Source organism: uncultured Maribacter sp. (assembly GCF_947500985.1).
Taxonomy (GTDB): Bacteria; Bacteroidota; Bacteroidia; order Flavobacteriales; family Flavobacteriaceae; genus Maribacter.
On sequence record NZ_CANMTX010000003.1, the window covers coordinates 338,784 to 361,762 of the forward strand.

A 22,979-nucleotide genomic window follows, 5' to 3' on the forward strand; every position below is an offset into this window, starting at 1 on the left:
ATTTTAGAATACACCCCTAAATTGAAGCGCAAAAGCGGAATAAGTAATAAAATGCATGCTTTGTAAAATGGAAAAAAACTTAGTACCTCCACTAGAAATTGCATTATTCACAGCTCAATGTTAACATTTTAAAGCCAAAATTAACGGGATTAAAACCGATGTGTGCGCTATCAATCAAAACAAGAAAATATTAAGATTTCCTTTACATATGGCTTTTAACTTAGCTGTAAATCTTAAAACAATATATCATGAATGAGGAACAATTTAAAGGAAAATGGAATATAGCAAAAGGGAAGCTTAAGCAACAATATGCTGACTTAACAGATGATGACTTAACCTATGCGGAAGGAAAATCTGATGAGCTATTAGGAAGAATTCAAGAAAAAACTGGAGAGTCTAAAGAAAAATTGAAGAAAATGATAAACGACTTATAGTCTACTTTCATTTTTATAAAAAGCAAACCCCATCTACAAAATAGACGGGGTTTTGACAATAGATATAATGACTAATTCAAACCCTATTGTTTAACGTATGCTTCACTGTGTACGTTAGCTATTGCTCTACCAGAAGGGTCATTCATATTTTTAAATGCCTCATCCCATTCTAAAGCTGTCGCTGTACTACAAGCTACACTTGCCTCTTGCGGTACACTTAAAGCTGCAGCATCACTAGGGAAATGTCCTTCAAAAATCGTTCTATAGTAATACTCTTCTTTATTTAATGGTGTGTTGATAGGAAAACGGAATGTCGCATTCTCTATTTGCTCATCAGTTACTTCTTTGTCAACCAATTCTTTTAAGGTATCAATCCAGCTGTAACCAACGCCATCACTAAACTGTTCTTTTTGTCTCCATGCAACACTTTCAGGAATCATATCTTCAAATGCCTTACGAACTACCCATTTCTCCATTCGCTCACCGTTGATCATTTTATCTTGTGGGTTGATGCGCATAGCAACATCCATAAATTCTTTATCCAAAAATGGTACACGTCCTTCAATTCCCCAAGCAGCTAAACTCTTATTAGCTCTTAAACAATCATACATATGTAACTTATCTAATTTACGTACCGTCTCTTCATGAAACTCTTGTGCATTTGGTGCTTTATGAAAGTATAGGTAACCTCCAAATAACTCATCTGCACCTTCACCAGATAATACCATTTTTATACCCATAGACTTAATAACACGAGCCATTAAGTACATTGGCGTAGAAGAACGAATGGTAGTAATATCATACGTTTCAATGTTATAAATAACATCTTTTATAGCATCTAAACCTTCTTGTATGGTAAATTTAATTTCGTGGTGTACGGTACCGATATGATCAGCAACCTTTTTTGCAGCCGCCAAATCTGGTGACCCTTCTAAACCTACAGAGAAAGAGTGCAATTGTGGGTACCATGCATCAACCGTATCGCCACTTTCAATTCTTTTCTGAGCGTATTTTTTAGCAATAGCAGAAGTTACAGAAGAATCTAAACCACCTGATAACAATACACCATAAGGCACATCCGACATTAACTGTCTGTGAACTGCAGCTTCTAATGCTACTTTAATTTCTTGTATACTGGTAGCGTTATCTTTAACCGCATCATACTCCATCCAATCTCTTGAATACCATTTTTTGAATTGGCCATCAGAACTATGTAAATAATGACCTGGAGGAAATAATTCTATTTTAGTACACGTACCTTCTAAAGCTTTCAATTCTGATGCTACATAGAACGTTCCGTTTTTATCCCACCCTATGTATAATGGAATAATACCCATATGATCACGTGCAATAAAATATTCATCTTTTTCAGCATCATAAATAGTGAAACCGAAAATACCGTTCATCTCATCTAAGAAATCAACTCCTTTTTCTTGGTACAAAGCTAATATTACTTCACAGTCAGACTCCGTCTTAAAATCGTATCTACCTTCAAACTGTTTACGTAACTCTCTATGATTATATATTTCACCATTGGCTGCTAATATCAATTTACCATTAGGACTTAATAATGGTTGTTTTCCAGAAGCTGGATCTACAATAGCCAAACGCTCATGCGCCAAGATGGCTTTATCATCTGCATAGATACCACTCCAATCTGGACCTCTATGTCTAATTTTCTTCGACATTTCTAAAAGTTGAGGTCTAAGTACTTCAGTACTTTCCTTAACATCAAATGCACATACTATTCCACACATAATCTAATTATTATATCAATTCGAATACAAATATCAATTTATTGTTTCAATTAACAAACACATATATCAATTATGATTATAAATTGTAATTATAAAATGTATTTTAAGTTCTATTTGACATATATCGCCACTAAATCATGTTTAAAACGTAATGAAATGTAACAATCAAAAATTTAACTTCTTTTTATTAATACTACTGTAAGGAACTGCTTAGTTTTATGACCTAGAAAACCAAACAAATGATTATGAAAAAAGTATTTACACTAGCTACACTAATGTTAGCCTTAGTTTTAACCTCAACAGTATCTGCTCAAGAGTTCTCTGGAATAGACAAAAGCCCAATGGATATGGCTGCCTACCCTACAGATTACAAAGTTTCTGAAAAGGCAGTACGTATTATTTACGGAAGACCACAATTGAAAGGTCGTTCTATGGAAGAATTAGCTCCAACAGGAAAAGTATGGAGAACAGGTGCGAACGAAGCTCCTGAAATTACATTTTATAAGGATGTAAAATTCGGCGGTAAAGATGTTAAAGCTGGAACGTATTCTTTATTCACTATACCTGGTGCAGATGAGTGGACAGTTATTTTGAATACAAACTTGAACCAATGGGGTTCTTATTTCTATGATGAAGCTTCTGATGTTGCTCGTGTAACAGTACCTAACGGTTCTGATGCTGCGTCACTTGAAGAATTTTCAATCGCTTTCAAAGAAGCTAACGGTGGTGCTCAACTAGTAATGGGTTGGGACAAAACAAGAGTTGCTGTTCCAATTACTATGTAATTAGAAACACGATATATTAAAAAAAGCCTCGGTCAATGACCGAGGCTTTTTTTTGCTTTTTACTTTTATCGAACTATACCGTTCACAAAAGTCTGCTCGGCACGAATGGTAGGAATCTCTGATACTGGAACCGTCATCATATCTTTATCATAAATGACAAAATCTGCAACCTTACCTGGCTCTATACTACCTTTTTCATCTTCTTCAAAATTAGAGTACGCTGCCCAAATAGTCATTCCCTTCAAGGTTTCTTCTCTAGATAACGCTTCTTCCATTTGAAAACCTCCTTTTGGATATCCACTAGTATCTTGTCTTGCTACTGCAGCATAAAATGTCAAAAACGGACTTACATCTTCTACAGGAAAATCGGTTCCTAGCGCAATTGTACCTGCTTTATTTAATAACGTTTTATACGCATAAGCACCTTTTACTCTCTCCCCTAAACGATCTTCTGCCCAATACATATCGCTTGTTGCGTGTGTTGGTTGAACTGACGGAATAATACCATCTTCAAAATAATCGAAATCACCTTCTGTTAATACTTGGGCATGTTCAATTTTCCATCGTCTATCAGATTTACCTTGTAGCACATTTTTATAAGCTCTTAATACCGCAATATTTGCAGAGTCGCCAATGGCATGGGTATTCATTTGATATTCTGAATTTGCCAGTTTTTGAGCCAAAGCCTCAATATCTGCAACAGGAGTAATCATTGCCCCGAAATGCTCAGGCAGATCACTGTATTCTTTTTTTAAAGCAGCACCTCTAGAACCTAATGCTCCATCGCCATAAACTTTTATCGATCGTACGTTCAATCGATCTGTTTTAATTGGACCTTTATTTATATAGTAATCTACATCTTCTTTATTGTTGCTTACCATGGCATATACTCTAATCGATAATTCACCTGCCTGCTGCAAACTATCGATAAGCTCAATAGTACTTCTATCTAATCCCGCATCGTTTACAGTTGTAAGTCCGTGGTTCAAGCTTATTCTTTCTGCGTCTTTTAATGCTTTAATTTTGTCTTCCAATGTTGGCGATGGCATAATACTATCTATAAGCGTCATTGGGTTATCGACCAAAATACCAGTAATACCAGAATAGCCATTTTCCCATTTTTTTACAATTTCACCACCTTCAACTTTAGTACTCCAGTCAATACCAGCCATATCCAAAGCTTTCTGATTCACCAAATATGCATGACCGTCTACACGTTCTAATGCTACAGGTATATCAGGAAAAATAGTATCTAATTGCGTTTTTGTCGGAAATTCTTTTACTTCCCAATCATTCTGATCCCAACCTCTACCTCTAACAAAAGACTTTGGGTTGGCTGTATGAAAAGCTCTTACGCGCTCCAATACTTCATCAAAACTTTTAGTCCCTACTAAATCTACTATTTGCTGGGTAAGTCCTAATCCGTAAAAATGGCAATGTGCATCTATTAAACCGGGAGTAATAGCTCTACCATCGGCATCGATTAATTGGTCTGAAGTATAAACATCACGAATTTCATCTGTAGTACCTACAGCAATAAATTTACCATCTTGCACGGCAAAAGCCTGAGCTTCAGAAAAGGAATCATCTACAGTATAGACTTTAGCATTTACGATTACAAGGTCGACTTTCTCTTTCATGAGTTCGCAACCAGATAATAATACGAGTAAAATTGGAAGTAGTTTTTTCAAAACAAAAAATAGTTAGTTAGTAAAATTGTCAAACAAGGCTATAAGTGCCTTTTTAAATAATTACTGAAAACTAAGTATTTTTTCGGAAAGATTTAAATCTTTATTCTACAGGTATATGTCGCTTAGCTAAAACTTCGTTTGAGCCACTTTCAGAATAAGATTCTCCGATCATCTTATCTCCTTCTACTTCAAGAACAAAAGAGATACGATCAATACCTTCTTTATTAATATTAAAATTGATTCGGTTATTATCAACCTTTACATCTTGACCATTTAATGACCCCGTTTTTAAGCTAATTACAACTTGGTAGACGTCATTTGGTTGTGAAATAAAAATTCGCCCCTTTCTATAAGGTGCATCAGCCTCAGGCATTAAAAACTCCCAAACACCCAAAACAGGATTTTTATCAATTATTTGCTCATGTTCTAATACATCATATGATGAATTTATCGAACGATTTTCGATAAACGAATTCATAAATAGAACATTTGTAAATAAGACAATTTTTATTAAAACATGGTTAGTGCTCATTTTATAAAGTATTGTTTTATATGCATTAGTAACGATACTAATATAAAATTATTTTACAAATTGTAAGGTTTTTACTACTACAATTTCTTTTTCGCTACAATCCAACTCGTTATTTTTTCTTCTAATAGTACCAAAGGTAAACTACCTGAGTCTAAAATTTGACTATGAAATTCTCTAATATCAAATTTATCACCTAAAGCTTTCTCTGCCTGCGTTCTTAGTTCTCGAATTTTTAACTGACCAATTTTATACGATAGCGCTTGACCTGGCGTTGCCATATAACGCTCTATTTCAGCAATTATACTTTCTTCAGATTCTGCCTCGTTATCTAAAGAATATTGAATCGCTTTTTCTCTGCTCCATCCTTTTGCATGAATACCTGTGTCTACTACTAGACGAATTGCTCTATGCATCTCCATACTCAACATTCCAAAATATTGGTATGGATCAGTGTAAATTCCCAATTCTTTTCCTAAAGATTCTGCATATAACGCCCATCCTTCTACAAAAACACCCATACTCTCAGGATGTAAAAACTCAGGAAGATTCCTATTCTCTTGCTGTAGACTTAGTTGAAAGTGATGCCCAGGTATGGCTTCATGCAAAAACAAAGCTTCATCATGCACCATGTTATAACTCTTCACATCAGGAATCGGAACATAGAAAATTCCCGCTCTAGACCCATCTTTCGACCCTGGTACATATTCTGCACTTGCCGATGCTTCTCTAAATGCTTCGGTTCTACGCACATTAAAACCTGCTTTGGGTGTTAACGCAAATAAAGAATCTATTCGTAAAGCAATACGTTCATTAATAACATTAAAACTTTCAATTACTTCTTCAGGTTTTGAAAAAGGCATCAGTTCTCTTTTATTACGCAGAGAATTAAAGAATGATTTTAAGTCTCCTTTAAACCCTATTTCATTTTTAACCGCTTCCATTTCTTTAGAAATACGAGCCACTTCAGACAAGCCCAATTCATGAATTTCATCTGCTGCCATGTTTGTTGTCGTATGTAGTTTTATTAAATATTGATACGTTTCTTTTCCATTTGGCAAGTCTAATAGTCCGTCTGTATCTCTACAAGCCGGTAAATACACCTCGGTAAAGAATTGATTTAATTCTACATATTTAGGCGTCAGTTTTTCTTGTATGAAATCTTCATAATTACTTTGAAGAATATCCATATCAACATCAGACAAGCCATCGGGAAAATTCATTATCGGCTGGTAAAACAGATTTTCTTCAAGCGGAGCATCTATAAACGATTGAATCTGTGGTAGCAATTTTAAGGTAAGTACTTTAGGCAGCACCACACCTTTGTTCACACCTATTTTCATCTTCTCAATAGACGTATCTAAGAACACTAAATAATCTTCTAACCTACTTAGCCAATTATTATAATCTTCAATGCTCTTAAACGGCTGTACACTTGTGCCACCTGATAGCTGGGCAACATATAAATGCAAAGATTGTATCTGAAAAAGTGGCATTAACTCAAAACTTGGCAGATCGTAGATTGGGGAAGCAACCGTTACTATGGGGCTCATTACACCTTCTAACTTCACAGCACAATCCCACTGCATAACGCGCATGCTCATATAATCTGCAGCACTAACGTTCGTGGAATCGTATTTACTTAATTCATCTAAAAAATAAGAGTATCGATCTTTTAGATGTAAAATGTAATCATCAGAAATGTAATTGGCTATAGTATCATTATATTCTGAAAAGCCAGCTTTGGTAGCCTCTATGGGGTTGATGCTTTTCTTAAACTCATAAAACTCAGTAAAAACCTCAGCAATAGGTTTCGTTGTGGCGATCTGTTCTTCTTTTGGAGATTCTTTACATGAAGTAATAACAGCAACGAATAATAAAAGCCAAAGTGTACGAATCATAGTATTAGAATTTGTACTGAAAAATACAAAAACTAATACTATGGAATGAAGTCTATTATATGGAATTATAGAAACCGTTTACTTTTTGGATTTGGAATTCGCCTTCTCTTTAATTTTTACGTAAATCAGTTTTTTACGTCCCTTAGAATCTTCTCTTCTTTCAATTTCGAAATGAGGAATGGAATTGATTAGCGGAGTCAGTTTTTGAAATCCGTAATTACGAGAATCGAAATTAGGTTGCTTCTTTTGTAATAAGCTACCAACATCGCCCAAAAAAGCCCAACCATCATCATCGGCAACATCATCTATAGTTGTTGAAATAAAACGTAATGCTTTTGGCGTAATCTTATCAACCGTATTCTTTTCTGTCGGAGTTTTGTCTGTAGCATCTGAAGTTTCTTCTACTGATCTACCCTTAAGAATTTCTATATAAATGAATTTATCACAAGCTACAATAAACGGATTAGGAGTTTTACGCTCCCCAATACCAAATACCTGCATACCTGCCTCTCTTAATCGTGTAGCCAAACGCGTAAAATCACTATCACTACTCACAATACAGAACCCGTTAACCTTGCCTGCATACAAAATATCCATAGCATCGATAATCATAGCAGAATCCGTTGCATTTTTACCTTGTGTATACCCATATTGCTGTATAGGTGTAATCGCATTTTCAAGCAAAACATTTTTCCATTTCCCTAAACGTGGATTGGTCCAATCACCATAAATTCGTTTTATGGTAGGGTTACCGTATTTAGCAATCTCCTCCATCATTTCCTTTACATAGGCAGACGGTATATTATCGCCATCTATTAATACTGCTAAATTCAAATCCATTTTGTAGTGTTTTATGTAAAGGTAATTTGATTTCTACTTGAATAGCAAGATGTTAACCGATAAAGTTAAAAATGATTTTTTTACTGCGGATTATTAGACATTGTAAGTGGCTTTTGACGAACAACCTTAATCATGCAATAAAGTATTTGCACATCTAAACAAATACGAACTATTTAATCTGGCTTACTTAATACAAACTCTACTCGCCGGTTGAGAAATCTACCCGATTCAGTTGTATTGGTTGAAATCGGTTTTAAGCTTCCAAATCCTTTTGAACTTATTCTACTTTTTTCAATTCCGTTCTTGATTAAAAAACCAACTATTTCATCGGCTCGCCTAACCGACAATATTTTATTAAAATTATCTGATCCAATATCATCGGTATGCCCAAAAATTTTAATATTGATGTTTGAATTCGTTTTTAAATAAGTAAGCAGCGATTCCATTTCTTGCTGATGGTTTCCACTTATTTTAGACTTGTTAGAATTAAAATAGACGTCTTTAAATATGTGCACACTATCCAAATCATATTCTTTTAGTTCTGTAACCTGTGAGTTTTGAGATTTTGATTTCACGTTCAATACCGAAACCATATCTAAATAGTAATAAGAGCCTTTGGTGATTTTTCTTTTGGTCTGATATTTCTGCGTTCGTTTGTTGTTCTTAAAATTACCTATAATCATATAATTTTCCGTACCAGACGCCTCGAATTCCGTAGTCAATTTCACCCATTTGATTTCATCGGAATAATATTTAGAATAGGATATTTCCAATTCTTCAGATACTTCACCCTTCATCTTAGACAAGTGCAATCCTGATAGTACTTTGCTAGTCTCAACCTCAACAGGAAATTCGGTAAACCGTATACCAAATTCCTTCACAGCAAAATCTGACCGTTCTGCTAAACTCACATAAAATGAAATAGCGTAGCGTTCTCCTTTCTTTAATGTTGTATTAAATTTTGCTTGAATGTATTCTCTGTAATCATTGGGTGCATACATGTAAAACCCAACATACCCTACTCCGAAATCTGCAGGTTGCTTGCCATTGAAATTCTCTGGCGTACCCATGGCAACGCTGCAACCATTAAAATAATCTGTAGAACCCAAGGTGGGCATACTCCAATCTATTACATCCTTTTCAAGATTACCCAATTTAACCGGACACTTTCTATACTTTTCAAAGCTGGGATTCACTACCAAATTTTGTCCAAATCCGTTAAAATGCATGCAAAGCATCAACATGCTTATAACTCCTATATGTGGTATTCTAGTAGACATGCGCTTTGTACAGAATCTCTAAAATACTGAAATCCTATAAAATGGAGTAATTGACCTAAATAGAAACGCCCTTCTCAAAAATGAGAAGGGCGTTTTTAATCTTTTAAATTTTATTATAAATTCTAGAAATCGAACTTATATGTAGCTCCTCCTAAAATTTGAATTCCTTGAACTTGAAAATTAGCCCAACGCTGGTATGCGTTATTAGAAAGGTTTGCTCCTTTTATGAAGAACGACCACTGATCTGTATAACGGTACCCAATATGTGCATTGGCATCAAAATAACCATCTAAGGTTATTAACGCTGCCGGAAAATCGCTTGTTGGAACATTTTCTAATGCAGTTGACGAAAAATCATCACGCTCGCCTACATAGAATAAATTGGCACCTGCATACCATTGCTCCCCTATTTGATAATCCATAAACAACGATGCTTTCAAATTTGGTAAGTTCCAAGCTGGGTTACCGGTTTCTGTACTATAATCATACACGGCTACATTTACACCTGCTGTAAAATTACGGTTGACATCAACATTCAACTCACCAAAAATTCCCAAGGTTTTGATATCATCATAAAAAACATCAAATGAATTACCATAATAGTACCCTTTATCATCTGACCTAAAATCATTTCTCGGGTTCAATGTATACAATGGTCTGTTATTCTCTGCCGAGTATGACCCTTTTACATTATAACTCAAATTAGGCAACAACTGACCTTTAAAACCTACATAAGCATTATACTGACTATCTGTAGGCGCAATATTTAATGTAGGAGATACATATGGATTACCCTCTACTAAATCATAATAAGAGTTCTGCTTTAATTCTCCCGTTACTCCGCCATAAGCGATTACCGTTTCATCTAACAATCTGTATGAAGCTGTCACGGCAGGGTAGATATAGAAGTTACTTTCGCTATTCTCCAAATCCATTCCATATACTAAGTTCACTCCTAAATTCAACGAAAGATCATCTCGTAGCATTTTTAAAGACGGATTAATACCTACTTGCAAATTACTATAAGATATTCCATTATCATTGGTAGTACTGCTTACAGAAGCATTTTCAAAAGTACCGCCAACATAATCAACATTTACTTTTGCATTTAAAGTCTCTTCGTTAACCGGAAACTCAAATCCGGTATTGAATATCGCTCTGTTTTCACCTGAACTTACCGCGTCAAAAAATCGTCGGTATTTTAAATCCGCTCTTTTGAAATAAGCGTCTTCTACATTAATATGACCACTAGCTTCACCCATATAATAATTTTGGCGTTCATCAATACTATTTAGTACCGTTTCACTGAATACTCCTGGCTCAATACCATACCAATTGTACAATTGATGTTGTAAACCAATCGCCGCTCCCCAATCTAAATCGCGATCACGCTTTGCGTATGATGCGTCTAATTTGGTATCATAGAACGTATCGCTTAATTCTACACCATCAATACCGCCACGAGACGATAAGTGATTGAAACCAATATCGAAATTCTCATCCCTATTAATGGTTCTACTGGTATAAAATTCGCCCAACACATTACCATACAATCCCGCACCTAAAGAGGCATACGAATTATATAATACCGGTGGTGGCAATCTTTCAACTTTAGATGCCGTACCCTTATTAGGTGTAAACGTAGATGCTACGGGAACGGAAAAAATACTATAATTAATAGGCTTTTTCTGTAAGACAATAGAGTCGTTCATATTCGGAACCGACTTAATCTTAAAAGCATCTGAAACCGTTGGCGTGTATGCTTTAGTTACCGTTACGGTTTCTGTACCCAAATCTTTTTCCTCTTCTTCTTGAGCAAAAACAACTTGAAAGCCAAGCGTTAAAAATATAAGCGTAAATATATGTTTGTTGTACATAGGTGTTCTTTTTCTGGTGTACGTAAATTTCTTAATTAGGATCAACCGATGAATTACTTTTCGCCTCTTTCGATTTAATGATGGCCAGTTCTGCTCTTGCCTCGGCAACAATTTCTGGGTACTGCGTAAAGTTTGTTATTACGCTTTCCAAAATATAGGTTGCTTGGTAAGCATCATTTAATGCATAATAGTTTTTAGCCATGAGCACTAAACCTTTACCTCCCCATTCTTTATACGCTGCATAATCTTTAGCTAATTTTTGAACTGCAATATTAGAGTTCTCATAAGCTCCATCTTTATGCTCAAAATAGGCGTTATAATACAAAGCTTCTGCAGCTGTTTCACCCGATGCTATTTGTAAGACCTCAGCATATGCCGATTCTGCTTTTGCCTCGTCATTGGTTGCAATGGCAGATCTTGCAATCATAATATGCGCATCACTCTTAATTCTATTATCGATATTTGAAGTTGCTAATACCTTATCGGCATATGCTATCGTCTTTGGATAGTTTTTTTGCTTGTAATACCCTTTCATTAGGTTAGATCGTGCAAATGTTCTGTTCTGTGAAATGTTCGCCTGACTCTCTAATTTTAATAAATATGGTAATGCAATTTGATAATCATCTTTAGAAATATAAACTTCACATACACGAGTTAATGCCTGTTCTGCATATTCGCTCGTGCTTCTATCGGCAACATACTTGTAATACGGTAAAGCCGATTCTTTTTCCCCTTTTCCGAAATACAATTGCGCTAAACTAAAGTTAGCATCTACAGCATGTAAACCAGTTGGAAACTGTTGAATGTAATTTTTATATCCTTTAATAGCGGCATCAACATTACCTTCTAAATTCTGTTTTTGTGCAGCATCAAAAGTAGCGTTGTCCAATTCAGCATCGGTAACCTGTACAAAATCGAGCGTGCGAACCCACTCTGCATATTCGTTTACACGACCCATATCTACATAGACCAGTTTTGCCGTCGCCACAGCTTGTATTGCTTCTTGTGTTTTTGGGAAATCACGAACAACCGTTTTAAACTTTGCCAAGGCAGCTTCGTTTCTAGCGGCATTATAATTTACCAATCCCTGTCTCATTAATGCTTGAGGCACTAAAGAACTACCTCTGTATTCACTGATCAAACGATCGTAAGCAGCAAGACCTTTATTCTCTTGACCTTGAGAAACATAGGTGTTTCCTAATTCAAATAAGGCATCATCCTTAAAACTAGATCTTGGGTATTGACTTACAAATTCTTCTAAGTTTTCAATTTTGCTATCACCTTTATCCACATAACCATAGCTCATCGCTTTTTGGTAAAAAGCATAATCTTTCTCTGGTCCGGTTAAAGCCAGTGCTTTATTATAGGTTTCTATAGCAGGCCAGTATTTACTAGTAGCGTAGTAGCTATCACCCAATCTTAAATAACCATCATGTAATTTTTCTACTTCTGTATTTCCGTTGGCTGTAAACGAATTGAAATAGGTAATGGCATTGGTATAATCTTTTTGTTTAAAATAGCCATATGCCAAATTGTAATCTACATCGGCATACATTTCTGTATTCTTTGCGGACGGATTATTCTTGAACGACGTATACCCCTGTACTGCTTCATTGAAACGATTAGATAAATAATCAGATTCTGCTTTCCAGTAATTAGCTCTTGCTTTAAATAGCATGTCTTCTGCACTGTTTAAAGATTTATTGAAGTTTTCAGCTGCAGCATTATAATCGTCTTCCATAAAAAGTTCGATACCTCTGTAATACGCTACTTTTTGATAGACTGCTTTACTGGCGTAATTCTTATTCTCCTCAAGCAACGTCATTGCACCTTCAAAATTCTTTGAAGTAATGTATGAATCTACCAACAAGGTCTGCATCTCATCTTGATGCTCATCTTTCGGGTACGTTTTTAAATAATTTGTGATTACCTGAGGAACCGGCTCATAGGCATTACCCACCTCATAACTCAAACGTGCATAATTCAAAAATGCATCTTTCTGAATTTCGGCACTATAGTCCATTTGAGATGCATTACGGAAAGCATTTAAAGCTTCCTGCTTCTTATCCAACTTCAAATAACATTCTGCCAAATGATAATATGCATTTTGAGCAACGCTATTGGTACCTCCAATAATTTTATTGAATTGAGCTATGGCATTACTATAATCGCCTCCTTTATAATAAGCATAACCTAAGTAGTAATAATCGGTATTGCTCCATTTACCACCTTTACCTTTGTACTCTGTTAAATACGGAATCGCATTTTCATATTGCTTCAAGTTAAAGTAACTCTCCCCAATAATCTTGTTCAGTTCAGATACTTCTCGTCTGTCAGCTTTTGGCAGTTGTTTTTTCGCCAAAGCGATCGCCTCATCGAACTTACCTAGCTTAAAATTCATATCAGCCTGATAATAGCTCAGCTTTTCCTCCAATACATCTTGATCGGTAATTTGATCAAAACGCTGATTTGCCGTTTCATAATCATCTTCTTGATATGAGATATAACCCAAGTAATATTTTGCTTGAGATCCGTATACTTGAGAATTGGCAACTTTTTCTAAATACTTTTCAGCCTCTTTCGTTTTACGTGATGAGAATAAAGAGTAGCCATAATTAAAGTTAAACTTATCCATCTCGCCACGAGAAAGGGAGCTTTGATCTACTTTGTTGTACCACTTTAGAGCATACGGATATTTACCTGTTTGAAAGTAGTACTCTGCCACATCGGCAAAGGCAGAATTACGTTTGGTAGAAGTGGGGTATTTTTCCACGAAATCTTCCATCAATCGGTCTGCACCCATCTGGTTTAAGCGCACTGCCGCATTGGCTGCGTAGTAAGCACTATTGGCAGCGGTCTCCTCATCTTTTGTAGACACTTTGACCTTTTCGAAAATGGTCTGTGCCGCTTGGTATTGTTCGTTGTTGTATAGCGCTAGCGCGTCTTGAAAAGCCTTTTGCTCATGAGTATAGATCTTAGTTTCTTGGGCACTTGTCAAAGCGACCAAACCGAATACCAATGGAATAAAAGCGGTGATTTTTTTAAGCATAGTGTTCTGTACCTATTTAGAATTACCAGTATCACATGTGATAACGGCAAAAATTGTACCTAAGTATGTGTAATACGCACTCAAAATAAAAGATTTTAAAAAAGGGTTCTCTAATATCAAATGGAACTTATTACTTTTATAACAACATTTGCGTTATGGAAGAGATTGTTTTAGAACTTAAGGATGCCTCTATTTTTCAAAAAGAAAGTTTGGTGTTGAGTGAAGTAACTATAAAAATTGCCAAAGGGGAGTTTGTATACCTTATTGGTAAGACCGGTAGCGGTAAAAGTAGCTTTATGAAAACGCTATATGGCGATTTGCCTTTGCAAAAAGGTGAAGGTCATGTGGTTGACTTTGACCTTAAAACATTGAAAGAAAAAGATATTCCATTTTTACGTAGAAAACTGGGTATTGTTTTTCAAGATTTCAAGCTATTACCAGACCGAAATATCAACCAGAATATGTTTTTTGTATTGAAGGCAACTGGCTGGACGGATAAGGTTAAAATGGATACCCAAGTATCAAACGTGCTTGAAAAAGTGGGTATGAAAACTAAAGGATTTAAGTTCCCACATGAACTTTCTGGTGGAGAACAACAACGTATTGCCATTGCACGTGCATTATTAAATGATCCAGAACTAATTATTGCCGATGAGCCTACCGGAAACCTTGATCCGCAAACCAGTGTAGAGGTCATGAAGGTTTTGCAGGAAATCAACAAATCTGGAAGAACCATTTTAATGGCAACACATGATTATGCGTTGATTTTAAAATTCCCTTCTAAAACCATTAAGTGCGACGCGAATAAGGTGTTTGAGGTGGTGCAGAGGGCGGTTTAAAAAATAATAAATATAGTCCCCATTAACATCTTAACTATAAAAAATTGAGTGATAAAATAGGGTTTATTGATGAATCAGGTGATAAAAGTATTCATTTTACAAAGGACGGTGTTTCAACATTTTTTATAGTAACTGCAATTATTCTAGAAGAACATTACGTTGATGAAACTAGACTTCAATTTGTTAAAATTGCATCAAAATACACACAAGCACCAGAAATTAAATCAAGCGCAAAAGCGTTCCAGGATTTAGACAAAAGAATAAAATTCTTAAAGGAAATCACAAAACTCAATTTTAAAATTTACAGTATAATCGTAGATAAAAGAAAAGTTTTTGAAAACAGTGGATTGCAATTCAGAGATAGTTTTTACAAATACACAAATGGTTTATTTAATAGAGAACTTTATGACTATTACCCCTATTTAAAGTTAGTTTCGGATAATCATGGTTCTGAAAAATTTATGAATGGTTTCATTGAATATGTTGAAAAAAATCACAAACAAACAGAACTTTTCAGAGGTCCAAAGTTTGCTTTTAGTGATAGCAAGGATGAACCACTAATTCAATTAGCCGATTTTATTGCTGGTAGTTTGTCAAGATGTTATGAGCCTAAGAAAATAAGCCCTAGAAGTTCTGAAATACTTCAGGTACTAGAGAAAAATATTCTACATTTAAGAGAATGGCCCGAAAATCCTCGAAATCGATTTCACAATATTGATGTAGAAGATGAAAAATACAATAAAGAATTAGTTGATTTCTTATTCTTTAAAATCAATAACTTCATTAACATAAATCAAGACAATCCTGCTGTAGAAATCAAAAATCAATTAATATGTTTAAACTATTTAATTTATAGATTTAAAAGAGACCCCTATCAATATATCTACTCTGATGAAATAATCGATAGAATTAAAATTCGCAATATTCATATAACTAAACGTGTATTTAGTAAAGAAGTAATAGGTAATTTGAGGGAAAATAAAATCTTAATAACAAGTTCTCAAAGCGGATATAAGATTCCTTGTTGTCGTGGTGATATAATTCGTTTTTACAACAATTATAGCTCAAAAATAATTCCGATGATTGAAACTTTGAGAAAGACAGATATCATAATTAAAAGTGTAACATCTAGAAATATCAACTTATTAGATGAAAAAGATTTCGACTATCTTAAAAGGATAATTGATATTAAAAAATAACCAATGATCATAGACGTACATACCCACATCAACAACTATCATGAAGATAGAGTGGTTTCATTAAACGAAAGTTTAGATAAGCTTTCTGAAAACATGGCAGCGAATAATATTGATTATTCTTTGGTGCTTACCTCCTACAAAGTCAATGAACATAGACCGAGTACCAAACAAGTGGTAGAAGCTGTAAAAGGTTACAACAATTTAGGTGTAGTATCGGGTATTAGCTATTTACATTACAACCACAGAGATGTAATAGAAATTAGCAATTACCTTGAAAAAGGATTCATTAAAGGCTTAAAATTCTACCCCGGTTACGAGCCATTTTATCCGAATGATATTCGATTTAAACTCATGTATGAAATGGCGATTGAGTATGACGTTCCTGTCATGTTTCATTCTGGTGACACGTATGCCCCTACCGGAAAAATTAAATATTCCCACCCTATTCATATTGATGATTTGGCGGTTGATTATCCCGATTTAAAAATCGTGATTTGCCATGTGGGTAACCCGTGGATCAAAGACTGTATGGAGGTCGTTTATAAAAATAAAAACGTTTACGCAGATATATCAGGGTTGGTTTTAGGTGACTTCTCTGATAAATTTGAACGCTACATGAAAAAGGAAATTGAAGAGATGATCACTTATGCCGGTGACCCAAGGTATCTTCTATATGGAACTGATTGGCCTATCTCTAACATGAAATCGTATTTAAAATTCATGGGGCAATTAGATCTTACCGATGAAAAGAAAGAATTGATTCTCTGGAAAAATGCAGCAGAACTTTTTAAAATTGACACCAATTAGCTTTAGTATATAATATTACGTTCGACTAACAACCGGCAATTACTTTAATAAACACCAAATGAAAAACCCTGAAAAAAAGCGTTTAGACCAACAACATACAGAAGAAAAAGATTGGTTAAAATGGGGACCCTATTTAAGTGAACGTCAGTGGGGAACGGTACGTGAAGATTATAGTGCAGGTGGTGATGCTTGGAACTATCTACCACATGACCATGCTAGAAGTCGTGCTTTTCGTTGGGGTGAAGATGGTATTGCAGGTATTAGCGACCGTTATTGCAATATGTGTTTTAGTATCGGTTTATGGAACGGTAAAGACCCTATTTTAAAAGAACGCCTTTTCGGGTTAACTGGTCCGCAGGGTAATCATGGTGAAGATGTAAAAGAATTATATTACTATTTAGAGAATACGCCGTCGCACTCCTACATGAAGTATTTGTACAAGTATTCTCAGAAAGCATACCCGTACAATCAATTAATTGACGAAAATCAAAAACGGAATCGAAAAGAGCTAGAATTCGAGTTATTGGATACTGGTATTTTCGATGACAACACCTATTTTGATGTAAGCACAGAATATGCAAAAGGCGATGAAACCGATATTCTTATTCAAATTACCATAACCAATAGAAACTCAAAACCTGCACCTATTACGTTATTGCCGCAAATGGTGATGCGTAATCATTGGTCATTTAAAGAAATGCCCAAAAAACCGACCATCACTCAACAAGGGACAAAAGCAAACCCATCTGTTCACATAGACCACCCGTACGTGGGTAAATACAATCTTTATTTTCAAAAGGCAGCGCAGTTATTCTTTACAGAAAACGAAACCAATAGAGAAAAGGTTTATAAGGATAAGAATGATCATCCGTTTAAGAAAGATTTGTTCCATACCGCTGTCTGTAACAATGATTTTGAGTTAGCAACAAAAAATAATTCGGGCACTAAATTTGCGCCCTTATATCAAGTCATTTTAGATGGTGGTGAATCAAAAACATTCCAACTTCGTTTGACCAAAGAAACCCTTGACGCACCTTTTTCAGACTTTGATTCCATATTCAAAAAGAGACAAAAAGAGTGTGCTCTATTCTATGATGAAATAGCCTCAAAAGCAACCGAAGATAGAAAAGCAATTTTAAAACAAGCATTTGCAGGTTTACTTTGGACGAAGCAATACTATAACTACGAAGTTGAAAAATGGTTAGATGGTGATTACAAAACTACTCCGCCGCCAAAAGAAAGATTAGAAGGTCGTAACAGCCATTGGAAAACATTGCGCAATCACGATATACTTTCTATGCCAGATGCATGGGAATACCCTTGGTATGCCGCGTGGGATTCTGCTTTTCATTGTGCATCGTTCGCCTCAATTGACCCAGAGTTTGCGAAAGACCAATTGCTATTGTTCACCAAAGAATGGTACATGGCACCTAACGGACAAATACCTGCGTACGAATGGAATTTTAGTGATGTAAATCCGCCAGTACAGGCATGGGCAACCTTACAAATTTATGGAACCGATAAATCTATTACCGGTGTACCAGATATTAAGTTCTTAAAACGAATGTTTAATAAACTCAACTTGAACTTCAATTGGTGGGTAAACCGTTTAGATAGAAATGACAACAATGTTTTTCAAGGCGGATTCTTAGGTTTGGATAATATCGGAGTCTTTGACCGTAGCCATGGTGTACCCGGTGGTGGTTCTCTAGATCAAGTAGATGGTACCGCTTGGATGGCCATGTACAGTCTAAATATGTTAGAGATTAGTTTGCGGATTGCAGAACATGACGATTCGTATGAAGATATGGCAACCAAATATTTCGGCCATTTCATATTCATAGCCGAAGCATTGAACAAAATGGACACTGATAAAGCCAATACATGGGACGATGTCGAAGGGTTCTTCTATGACCGATTGACATTACCTGACGGACAATCGACTACTATAAAAGTACGATCTATTGCCGGTATGTTATCATTGGCAGCTGTGCTTACGATTAAGAAAAGTGTTTTAGACAAATTCCCGAAATTTAAGGCAAGTGTGCTTTGGTTTAAGAAATACCGTGCCGAGAATTTAAAATACGAGGTTATTCAGCAATATGAAGCAGATGGGGATTTGCTTTTATCATTGGTTCCGAAAGATCGAATGCAAAAATTAGTTGCCGCTCTTTTAGATGAGAAAGAATTCTTGAGCGATTACGGCATTAGGTCGTTATCTAAAATACATGAGAAAGCGTATCAAATTCATATTGATGGTATAGATTATTCTATTGATTATGAACCTGCAGAATCTACCGTTTCTTTATTTGGTGGTAATTCTAACTGGCGCGGTCCTATTTGGATGCCGATGAATTACTTATTCATTCAGGCATTACGTGAATACCAATGGTATGATGGCAATGATTTTCTTTTTGAATACCCAACGGGAAGCTCAAAACTACTGAATCTAAAACAGGTTAGTGATGAATTGAGTAAACGTCTTATTAAGATGTTCGAGAAAGATGAAGCCGGAAACCGAGCCATCAATAAGAACTACGAGAAATACTACCAAGACCCTAATTTTAAGGATTTGATATTATTCTACGAGTATTTTCACGGCGAAAATGGTCGCGGTTTGGGAGCTTCGCATCAAACAGGTTGGACCGCTTTAGTAGCCAACCTTATTGAGCAGTTAGAAAACGACTAATTCTTTAATTAGATTCTGAGAAACCTAAACCATATTTTTCAGTAGGGTATAAAATTCCCTTCTCTAATTTAAATATGGAATGATATGGATCATCAATAATATCTAAATGTCCGTCTAGATCAGCATACACAATGTTTGGTCTAGATAGGGCAAAATGTAAACCGGCAGCGATACCTAATCCGCATTCATCGATACACCCTACCATGGCATCTAATTTCGCAGCTTTTGCTACTGAGTTGATATGCATTCCTACCCAAATACCACCAACTTTCTGAAGCTTAATATTTACCATATCTACACGCTCGTTTTGTGCCAAACGAAATGCATCTGTCAAAGTTTTTAAACTTTCATCTGCCATAACGGGAATACTCACCTGATCGGTTACTTCTCCCAGTCGTTCTTCTGCTTCAACTTTTGTTGGTTGTTCAAATATTTCAATACCTATGGCTGCTGTTGCTTTTACAAAAGCTACCGACTCTTTTACCGAGTAGCCTTGGTTACCATCGAATCGTAATTCAATATTAGGATACTTTTCATGAATCATCTTCATTTTGGCAATATCCTCTTCAAGATTAGCACCACCTTTTATTTTTAAAATAGTGAAGCCTTGGTTTACAAATTCGGTCGCTTTCAACAAAGTTTCATCTACACCCATAATACCAATAGTAATACTGGTAGCAATGTTAGTACGATATCCGCCTAAAAATTTATACAAAGGCACCTCAGCCTTTTTTGACATGATATCGAACAAAGCCAAATCTACCATTGCAAGAGCCGATGACCTTTTACCCAATAACTCTTTCAGTTCTAACAACAACAATGCATACGTAAATGGATCTTTACCCAATAAATACGGAACAATGATATTATTAATAGCATAGGTAACATCACTTGGCGACTCATTAGTAACCACAGGATCAGGTGCCGCACAACCGTAACCCACAATTTTAGTATCAGTTTCAACCTTTAAAATAAAATTACTGGTACGGTCGATTGTTTCGTAAGCAATAGTATAAGGGTCAGACAATTTAAGATCTAAACACTCAAAAGAAATATGGGTAATTTTCATTTTAATTTTGTCATTAAAAGTGTAATTAAATCTTCAGCACCATACTCTAATACATCAAAAGCAGGTAGTTTAGTTTCTAGGGTAATAGCCTTACAAACATCAAGAATTTCACTTTTTTCCATATCTTCATGATTAACAGTAATTACTATAACTTGCTTACCAGAAATCACTTGAATAGCATTTATTTGCTCTTCTAAAGAGTGCATTTTATAACCTGGGAATCCGTCATACTCTACTCTTTTTGGCGCGTGTTGCAGAATTACATAATCTGGTCTACCGGCAGCTAGAATTTCAAATCCGCCAGGATAAGCAGGATTCATTAAACTTCCCTGCCCTTCAATAACAATGACATCTGGGTCCTCATTATTATAGGCACTTACCACAGCATGTTCAATTTCACCTGAAACAAAATCGTTAATACAGCTATCCATTACCATACTATATTTAGCACCTTGCATCCATCCTGTTTGTCCGGTTCCAATCATTTCTGCTTTTTTACCTGCATTACGAAATGCGTGAACCAATATCCAAGCCGTAGTTCGTTTTCCTAGCGCAGAATCCGTTCCTAGAACCGCTAATTTCAAGCAGTCTACTTTTTCAATATCACCCGTAAAAAAGTGTAATTGATCACGATCCGGAGTCTTTCTTATATCTCTAATTCTTACATTCTTCTCTTTAGCCATAGCCACAAGCTCAGGGTCATTAGTTAAGAAATCATGTAAGCCACTATCTACATTCCAACCTTGTTGCAAAGCAGCTTTAATGGTCGCTTTTGCCACTTGTGGCAATCTGCCACCATCTGGAGCAAGACCAATAACCAAATAACTTGGTAGGTTCTCACTAGCGGTAAGTGCTACAATCGCAGTTTCTAAATCTTTAAAAACAAGAATACCATTAGGTCTACCATCTAAAACATCACCGGCATCTCTACCTGCATATTTTTCATCTAAAACACCCACAACATCATAACGCTCGGTAAAGCGAACCAGCCCGTGTGCAGTTTTACCATTCGGAGTATTAAATGCTCCCTCACAATATACCAATGCCTTACCGTCTATAACTTTTTTCATCTATTTATTTAATTTTTTGCAGTGAGCACTGCCACAAAACGGTCAGGCTCAAAATTCATTTTTTCGTCTAATTCTAAGAGTCCGATCAAACCCGCTGTAGATGCCGGTAAAATTCGAAATCCTTCTTTTTTATATAAAAGAGAAGTCATCTCTTTCAGTTTTTTATCGCTGACATTAAAAGCTTCTCCCTCAGATTCTTTCAATGCATACAATGCCTCTTCCCCATCGAAACTATGCCAGTTAATCAATGGTTCGTTGTATTTTGTTTCTTTAATTGCTGCGGGATTCAAATCTTTGCAATGATCTAAATTTTGTAAAAACGACTCCACAATCGGGTTCTTACGCGATGATGATGCCGCTATCATTTTAGGAATACGAGAAGTCTTTCCTCTTTTATATAGATTTACAAATCCCCTATAAATTCCCGCGAACAACGTTCCATTAGAAACAGGAATTGCACAATATTTAGGCGCATCGCCTAAATCTTCAAAAATCTCTTGTGCAATTTGTGCATAGGCAGATATTTGTAGCGGAGTGTTGGCACCACCAGGGTTGGCATCATACCAACCATGTTCGGCTGCTAACCGAGAACTTTCGGTAACCACATCTTCATAACTACCAGGTAAACGAATTATCTCAGCACCTAAAGTTTCCATTTCAATTACACGATCGGTATGGTAACTTTCTGGAATGTAAATTTTACAGGCAATACCCGCTAAATCAGATGCCAGCGCCATTGCCACACCATAATTACCACAAGTAGCCAAACTTACCACAGTAAACTCACGACGCAGTGCATCGTATAATTGTGCAAAAGCAATACGGTCTTTTTGGGTTCCGGTAGGGTTGTCACCTTCATATTTTAGATATAGCTGACGAACATTGAACTCACGCTCTAATGTTTTGGCTCTATGTAAACCCGTATCGCCAACTTCTAAACTTATAATATCTTCAAAGCACTCTAAACGGTCTACTAAAGATTTGCTTGTATCTTTAACCATATCGCTAAGTTTACGTGCCTCTATCGACACTTTATTCTCAGCTGTTTTAACGCCATCTTTAAGATTCATAAGTTTGCATATATTCCATTTTTAAGATACAGTTATTTAATTGAATGTCAATATAAATTTTTAACCCATTTGCTCTTTAAACAAAGGGACGCA

At 35.7% G+C, this 22,979-nt stretch carries 17 protein-coding genes; 6 read left to right on the forward strand and 11 right to left on the reverse strand.

All coding sequences use genetic code 11. The features are described from left to right. Positions 1-248: 248 nt before the first annotated feature. Positions 249-434 carry a CsbD family protein gene (locus tag Q0871_RS07905; protein WP_073242819.1) on the forward strand — a complete coding sequence of 62 codons (186 nt, stop codon included), beginning with the start codon at positions 249-251 and terminating at the stop codon, positions 432-434. 83 nt (positions 435-517) lie between these two features. On the opposite strand, the gene asnB is transcribed toward Q0871_RS07905, so the two are convergent. Beyond that, positions 518-2,191 carry an asparagine synthase B gene (gene asnB, locus Q0871_RS07910; protein ID WP_299320756.1) on the reverse strand — a complete coding sequence of 558 codons (1,674 nt, stop codon included), beginning with the start codon at positions 2,189-2,191 and terminating at the stop codon, positions 518-520. Between the two features lie 245 nt (positions 2,192-2,436). On the opposite strand from asnB, the gene Q0871_RS07915 reads away from it, so the two are divergent. Beyond that, positions 2,437-2,976, forward strand: a complete 540-nt coding sequence (locus tag Q0871_RS07915) for a DUF2911 domain-containing protein (protein WP_299320759.1) — start codon at positions 2,437-2,439, stop codon at positions 2,974-2,976. Between the two features lie 65 nt (positions 2,977-3,041). Here the strand turns inward: Q0871_RS07915 and Q0871_RS07920 are convergent, their stop codons facing one another. From Q0871_RS07920 to Q0871_RS07950, 7 genes are all read right to left on the reverse strand, one after another. After that, entirely contained in the window at positions 3,042-4,616 is a 1,575-nt protein-coding gene (locus tag Q0871_RS07920; RefSeq protein ID WP_299321270.1) for an amidohydrolase, read from the reverse strand. A gap of 151 nt (positions 4,617-4,767) precedes the next feature. Next, positions 4,768-5,145 carry a hypothetical protein gene (locus tag Q0871_RS07925; RefSeq protein ID WP_299320762.1) on the reverse strand — a complete coding sequence of 126 codons (378 nt, stop codon included), beginning with the start codon at positions 5,143-5,145 and terminating at the stop codon, positions 4,768-4,770. 131 nt (positions 5,146-5,276) lie between these two features. Continuing rightward, a complete protein-coding gene (locus Q0871_RS07930) occupies positions 5,277-7,097 on the reverse strand; it encodes a DUF885 family protein (RefSeq protein WP_299320764.1) in 1,821 nt (606 codons plus the stop codon). 78 nt (positions 7,098-7,175) lie between these two features. Beyond that, positions 7,176-7,937, reverse strand: a complete 762-nt coding sequence (locus Q0871_RS07935; protein WP_299320766.1) for an NYN domain-containing protein — start codon at positions 7,935-7,937, stop codon at positions 7,176-7,178. A 173-nt stretch (positions 7,938-8,110) separates the two neighbouring features. Continuing rightward, entirely contained in the window at positions 8,111-9,217 is a 1,107-nt protein-coding gene (locus Q0871_RS07940; RefSeq protein WP_299320769.1) for an OmpA family protein, read from the reverse strand. A 122-nt stretch (positions 9,218-9,339) separates the two neighbouring features. Next, complete coding sequence (locus Q0871_RS07945; protein WP_299320771.1) at positions 9,340-11,094, reverse strand: TonB-dependent receptor; 1,755 nt, start codon at positions 11,092-11,094, stop codon at positions 9,340-9,342. A 31-nt stretch (positions 11,095-11,125) separates the two neighbouring features. Continuing rightward, positions 11,126-14,143, reverse strand: a complete 3,018-nt coding sequence (locus tag Q0871_RS07950) for a tetratricopeptide repeat protein (protein WP_299320773.1) — start codon at positions 14,141-14,143, stop codon at positions 11,126-11,128. A 155-nt stretch (positions 14,144-14,298) separates the two neighbouring features. Here Q0871_RS07950 and Q0871_RS07955 point away from each other — a divergent pair, with 155 nt between their 5' ends. Genes Q0871_RS07955 through Q0871_RS07970 form a run of 4 tightly spaced genes read left to right on the forward strand, consistent with a single transcriptional unit; the run spans position 14,299 to position 19,677 of the window. Next, on the forward strand, positions 14,299-14,982 hold the full coding sequence (locus tag Q0871_RS07955) for a cell division ATP-binding protein FtsE (protein ID WP_073242799.1): 684 nt from the start codon (positions 14,299-14,301) through the stop codon (positions 14,980-14,982). Positions 14,983-15,026: 44 nt separating this feature from the next. Next, positions 15,027-16,181 carry a DUF3800 domain-containing protein gene (locus Q0871_RS07960; RefSeq protein WP_299320777.1) on the forward strand — a complete coding sequence of 385 codons (1,155 nt, stop codon included), beginning with the start codon at positions 15,027-15,029 and terminating at the stop codon, positions 16,179-16,181. A 3-nt stretch (positions 16,182-16,184) separates the two neighbouring features. After that, positions 16,185-16,988, forward strand: coding sequence for an amidohydrolase family protein (locus tag Q0871_RS07965; RefSeq protein ID WP_299320779.1), 804 nt, complete (start codon positions 16,185-16,187; stop codon positions 16,986-16,988). 58 nt (positions 16,989-17,046) lie between these two features. Next, on the forward strand, positions 17,047-19,677 hold the full coding sequence (locus Q0871_RS07970) for a glucosidase (protein ID WP_299320781.1): 2,631 nt from the start codon (positions 17,047-17,049) through the stop codon (positions 19,675-19,677). 4 nt (positions 19,678-19,681) lie between these two features. Here Q0871_RS07970 and Q0871_RS07975 read toward each other — a convergent pair whose 3' ends face one another. The 3 genes from Q0871_RS07975 to Q0871_RS07985 are packed head-to-tail and all read right to left on the reverse strand — an operon-like array spanning position 19,682 to position 22,886. After that, positions 19,682-20,746, reverse strand: a complete 1,065-nt coding sequence (locus Q0871_RS07975; protein ID WP_299320784.1) for a mandelate racemase/muconate lactonizing enzyme family protein — start codon at positions 20,744-20,746, stop codon at positions 19,682-19,684. Further along, positions 20,743-21,816, reverse strand: a complete 1,074-nt coding sequence (locus Q0871_RS07980) for a DUF1611 domain-containing protein (protein WP_299320786.1) — start codon at positions 21,814-21,816, stop codon at positions 20,743-20,745. Before Q0871_RS07980 ends, Q0871_RS07975 begins: the two co-directional genes overlap by 4 nt. Positions 21,817-21,824: 8 nt before the next feature. Beyond that, entirely contained in the window at positions 21,825-22,886 is a 1,062-nt protein-coding gene (locus Q0871_RS07985; protein WP_299320789.1) for a pyridoxal-phosphate dependent enzyme, read from the reverse strand. Positions 22,887-22,979 lie beyond the last annotated feature (93 nt).

Excerpts from the sequence above, each read along its gene's own strand:
- Q0871_RS07905 (WP_073242819.1), top strand. The coding sequence starts at position 249 with ATGAATGAGGAACAATTTAAAGGAAAATGGAATATAGCAAAAGGGAAG.
- Q0871_RS07955 (WP_073242799.1), top strand. The coding sequence starts at position 14,299 with ATGGAAGAGATTGTTTTAGAACTTAAGGATGCCTCTATTTTTCAAAAA.
- Q0871_RS07915 (WP_299320759.1), top strand. The coding sequence starts at position 2,437 with ATGAAAAAAGTATTTACACTAGCTACACTAATGTTAGCCTTAGTTTTA.
- Q0871_RS07925 (WP_299320762.1), bottom strand. The coding sequence starts at position 5,145 with ATGAATTCGTTTATCGAAAATCGTTCGATAAATTCATCATATGATGTA.
- Q0871_RS07920 (WP_299321270.1), bottom strand. The coding sequence starts at position 4,616 with ATGAAAGAGAAAGTCGACCTTGTAATCGTAAATGCTAAAGTCTATACT.
- Q0871_RS07980 (WP_299320786.1), bottom strand. The coding sequence starts at position 21,816 with ATGAAAAAAGTTATAGACGGTAAGGCATTGGTATATTGTGAGGGAGCA.
- Q0871_RS07985 (WP_299320789.1), bottom strand. The coding sequence starts at position 22,886 with ATGAATCTTAAAGATGGCGTTAAAACAGCTGAGAATAAAGTGTCGATA.
- Q0871_RS07930 (WP_299320764.1), bottom strand. The coding sequence starts at position 7,097 with ATGATTCGTACACTTTGGCTTTTATTATTCGTTGCTGTTATTACTTCA.
- Q0871_RS07935 (WP_299320766.1), bottom strand. The coding sequence starts at position 7,937 with ATGGATTTGAATTTAGCAGTATTAATAGATGGCGATAATATACCGTCT.
- Q0871_RS07940 (WP_299320769.1), bottom strand. The coding sequence starts at position 9,217 with ATGTCTACTAGAATACCACATATAGGAGTTATAAGCATGTTGATGCTT.
- Q0871_RS07965 (WP_299320779.1), top strand. The coding sequence starts at position 16,185 with ATGATCATAGACGTACATACCCACATCAACAACTATCATGAAGATAGA.
- asnB (WP_299320756.1), bottom strand. The coding sequence starts at position 2,191 with ATGTGTGGAATAGTATGTGCATTTGATGTTAAGGAAAGTACTGAAGTA.
- Q0871_RS07975 (WP_299320784.1), bottom strand. The coding sequence starts at position 20,746 with ATGAAAATTACCCATATTTCTTTTGAGTGTTTAGATCTTAAATTGTCT.
- Q0871_RS07970 (WP_299320781.1), top strand. The coding sequence starts at position 17,047 with ATGAAAAACCCTGAAAAAAAGCGTTTAGACCAACAACATACAGAAGAA.
- Q0871_RS07945 (WP_299320771.1), bottom strand. The coding sequence starts at position 11,094 with ATGTACAACAAACATATATTTACGCTTATATTTTTAACGCTTGGCTTT.
- Q0871_RS07950 (WP_299320773.1), bottom strand. The coding sequence starts at position 14,143 with ATGCTTAAAAAAATCACCGCTTTTATTCCATTGGTATTCGGTTTGGTC.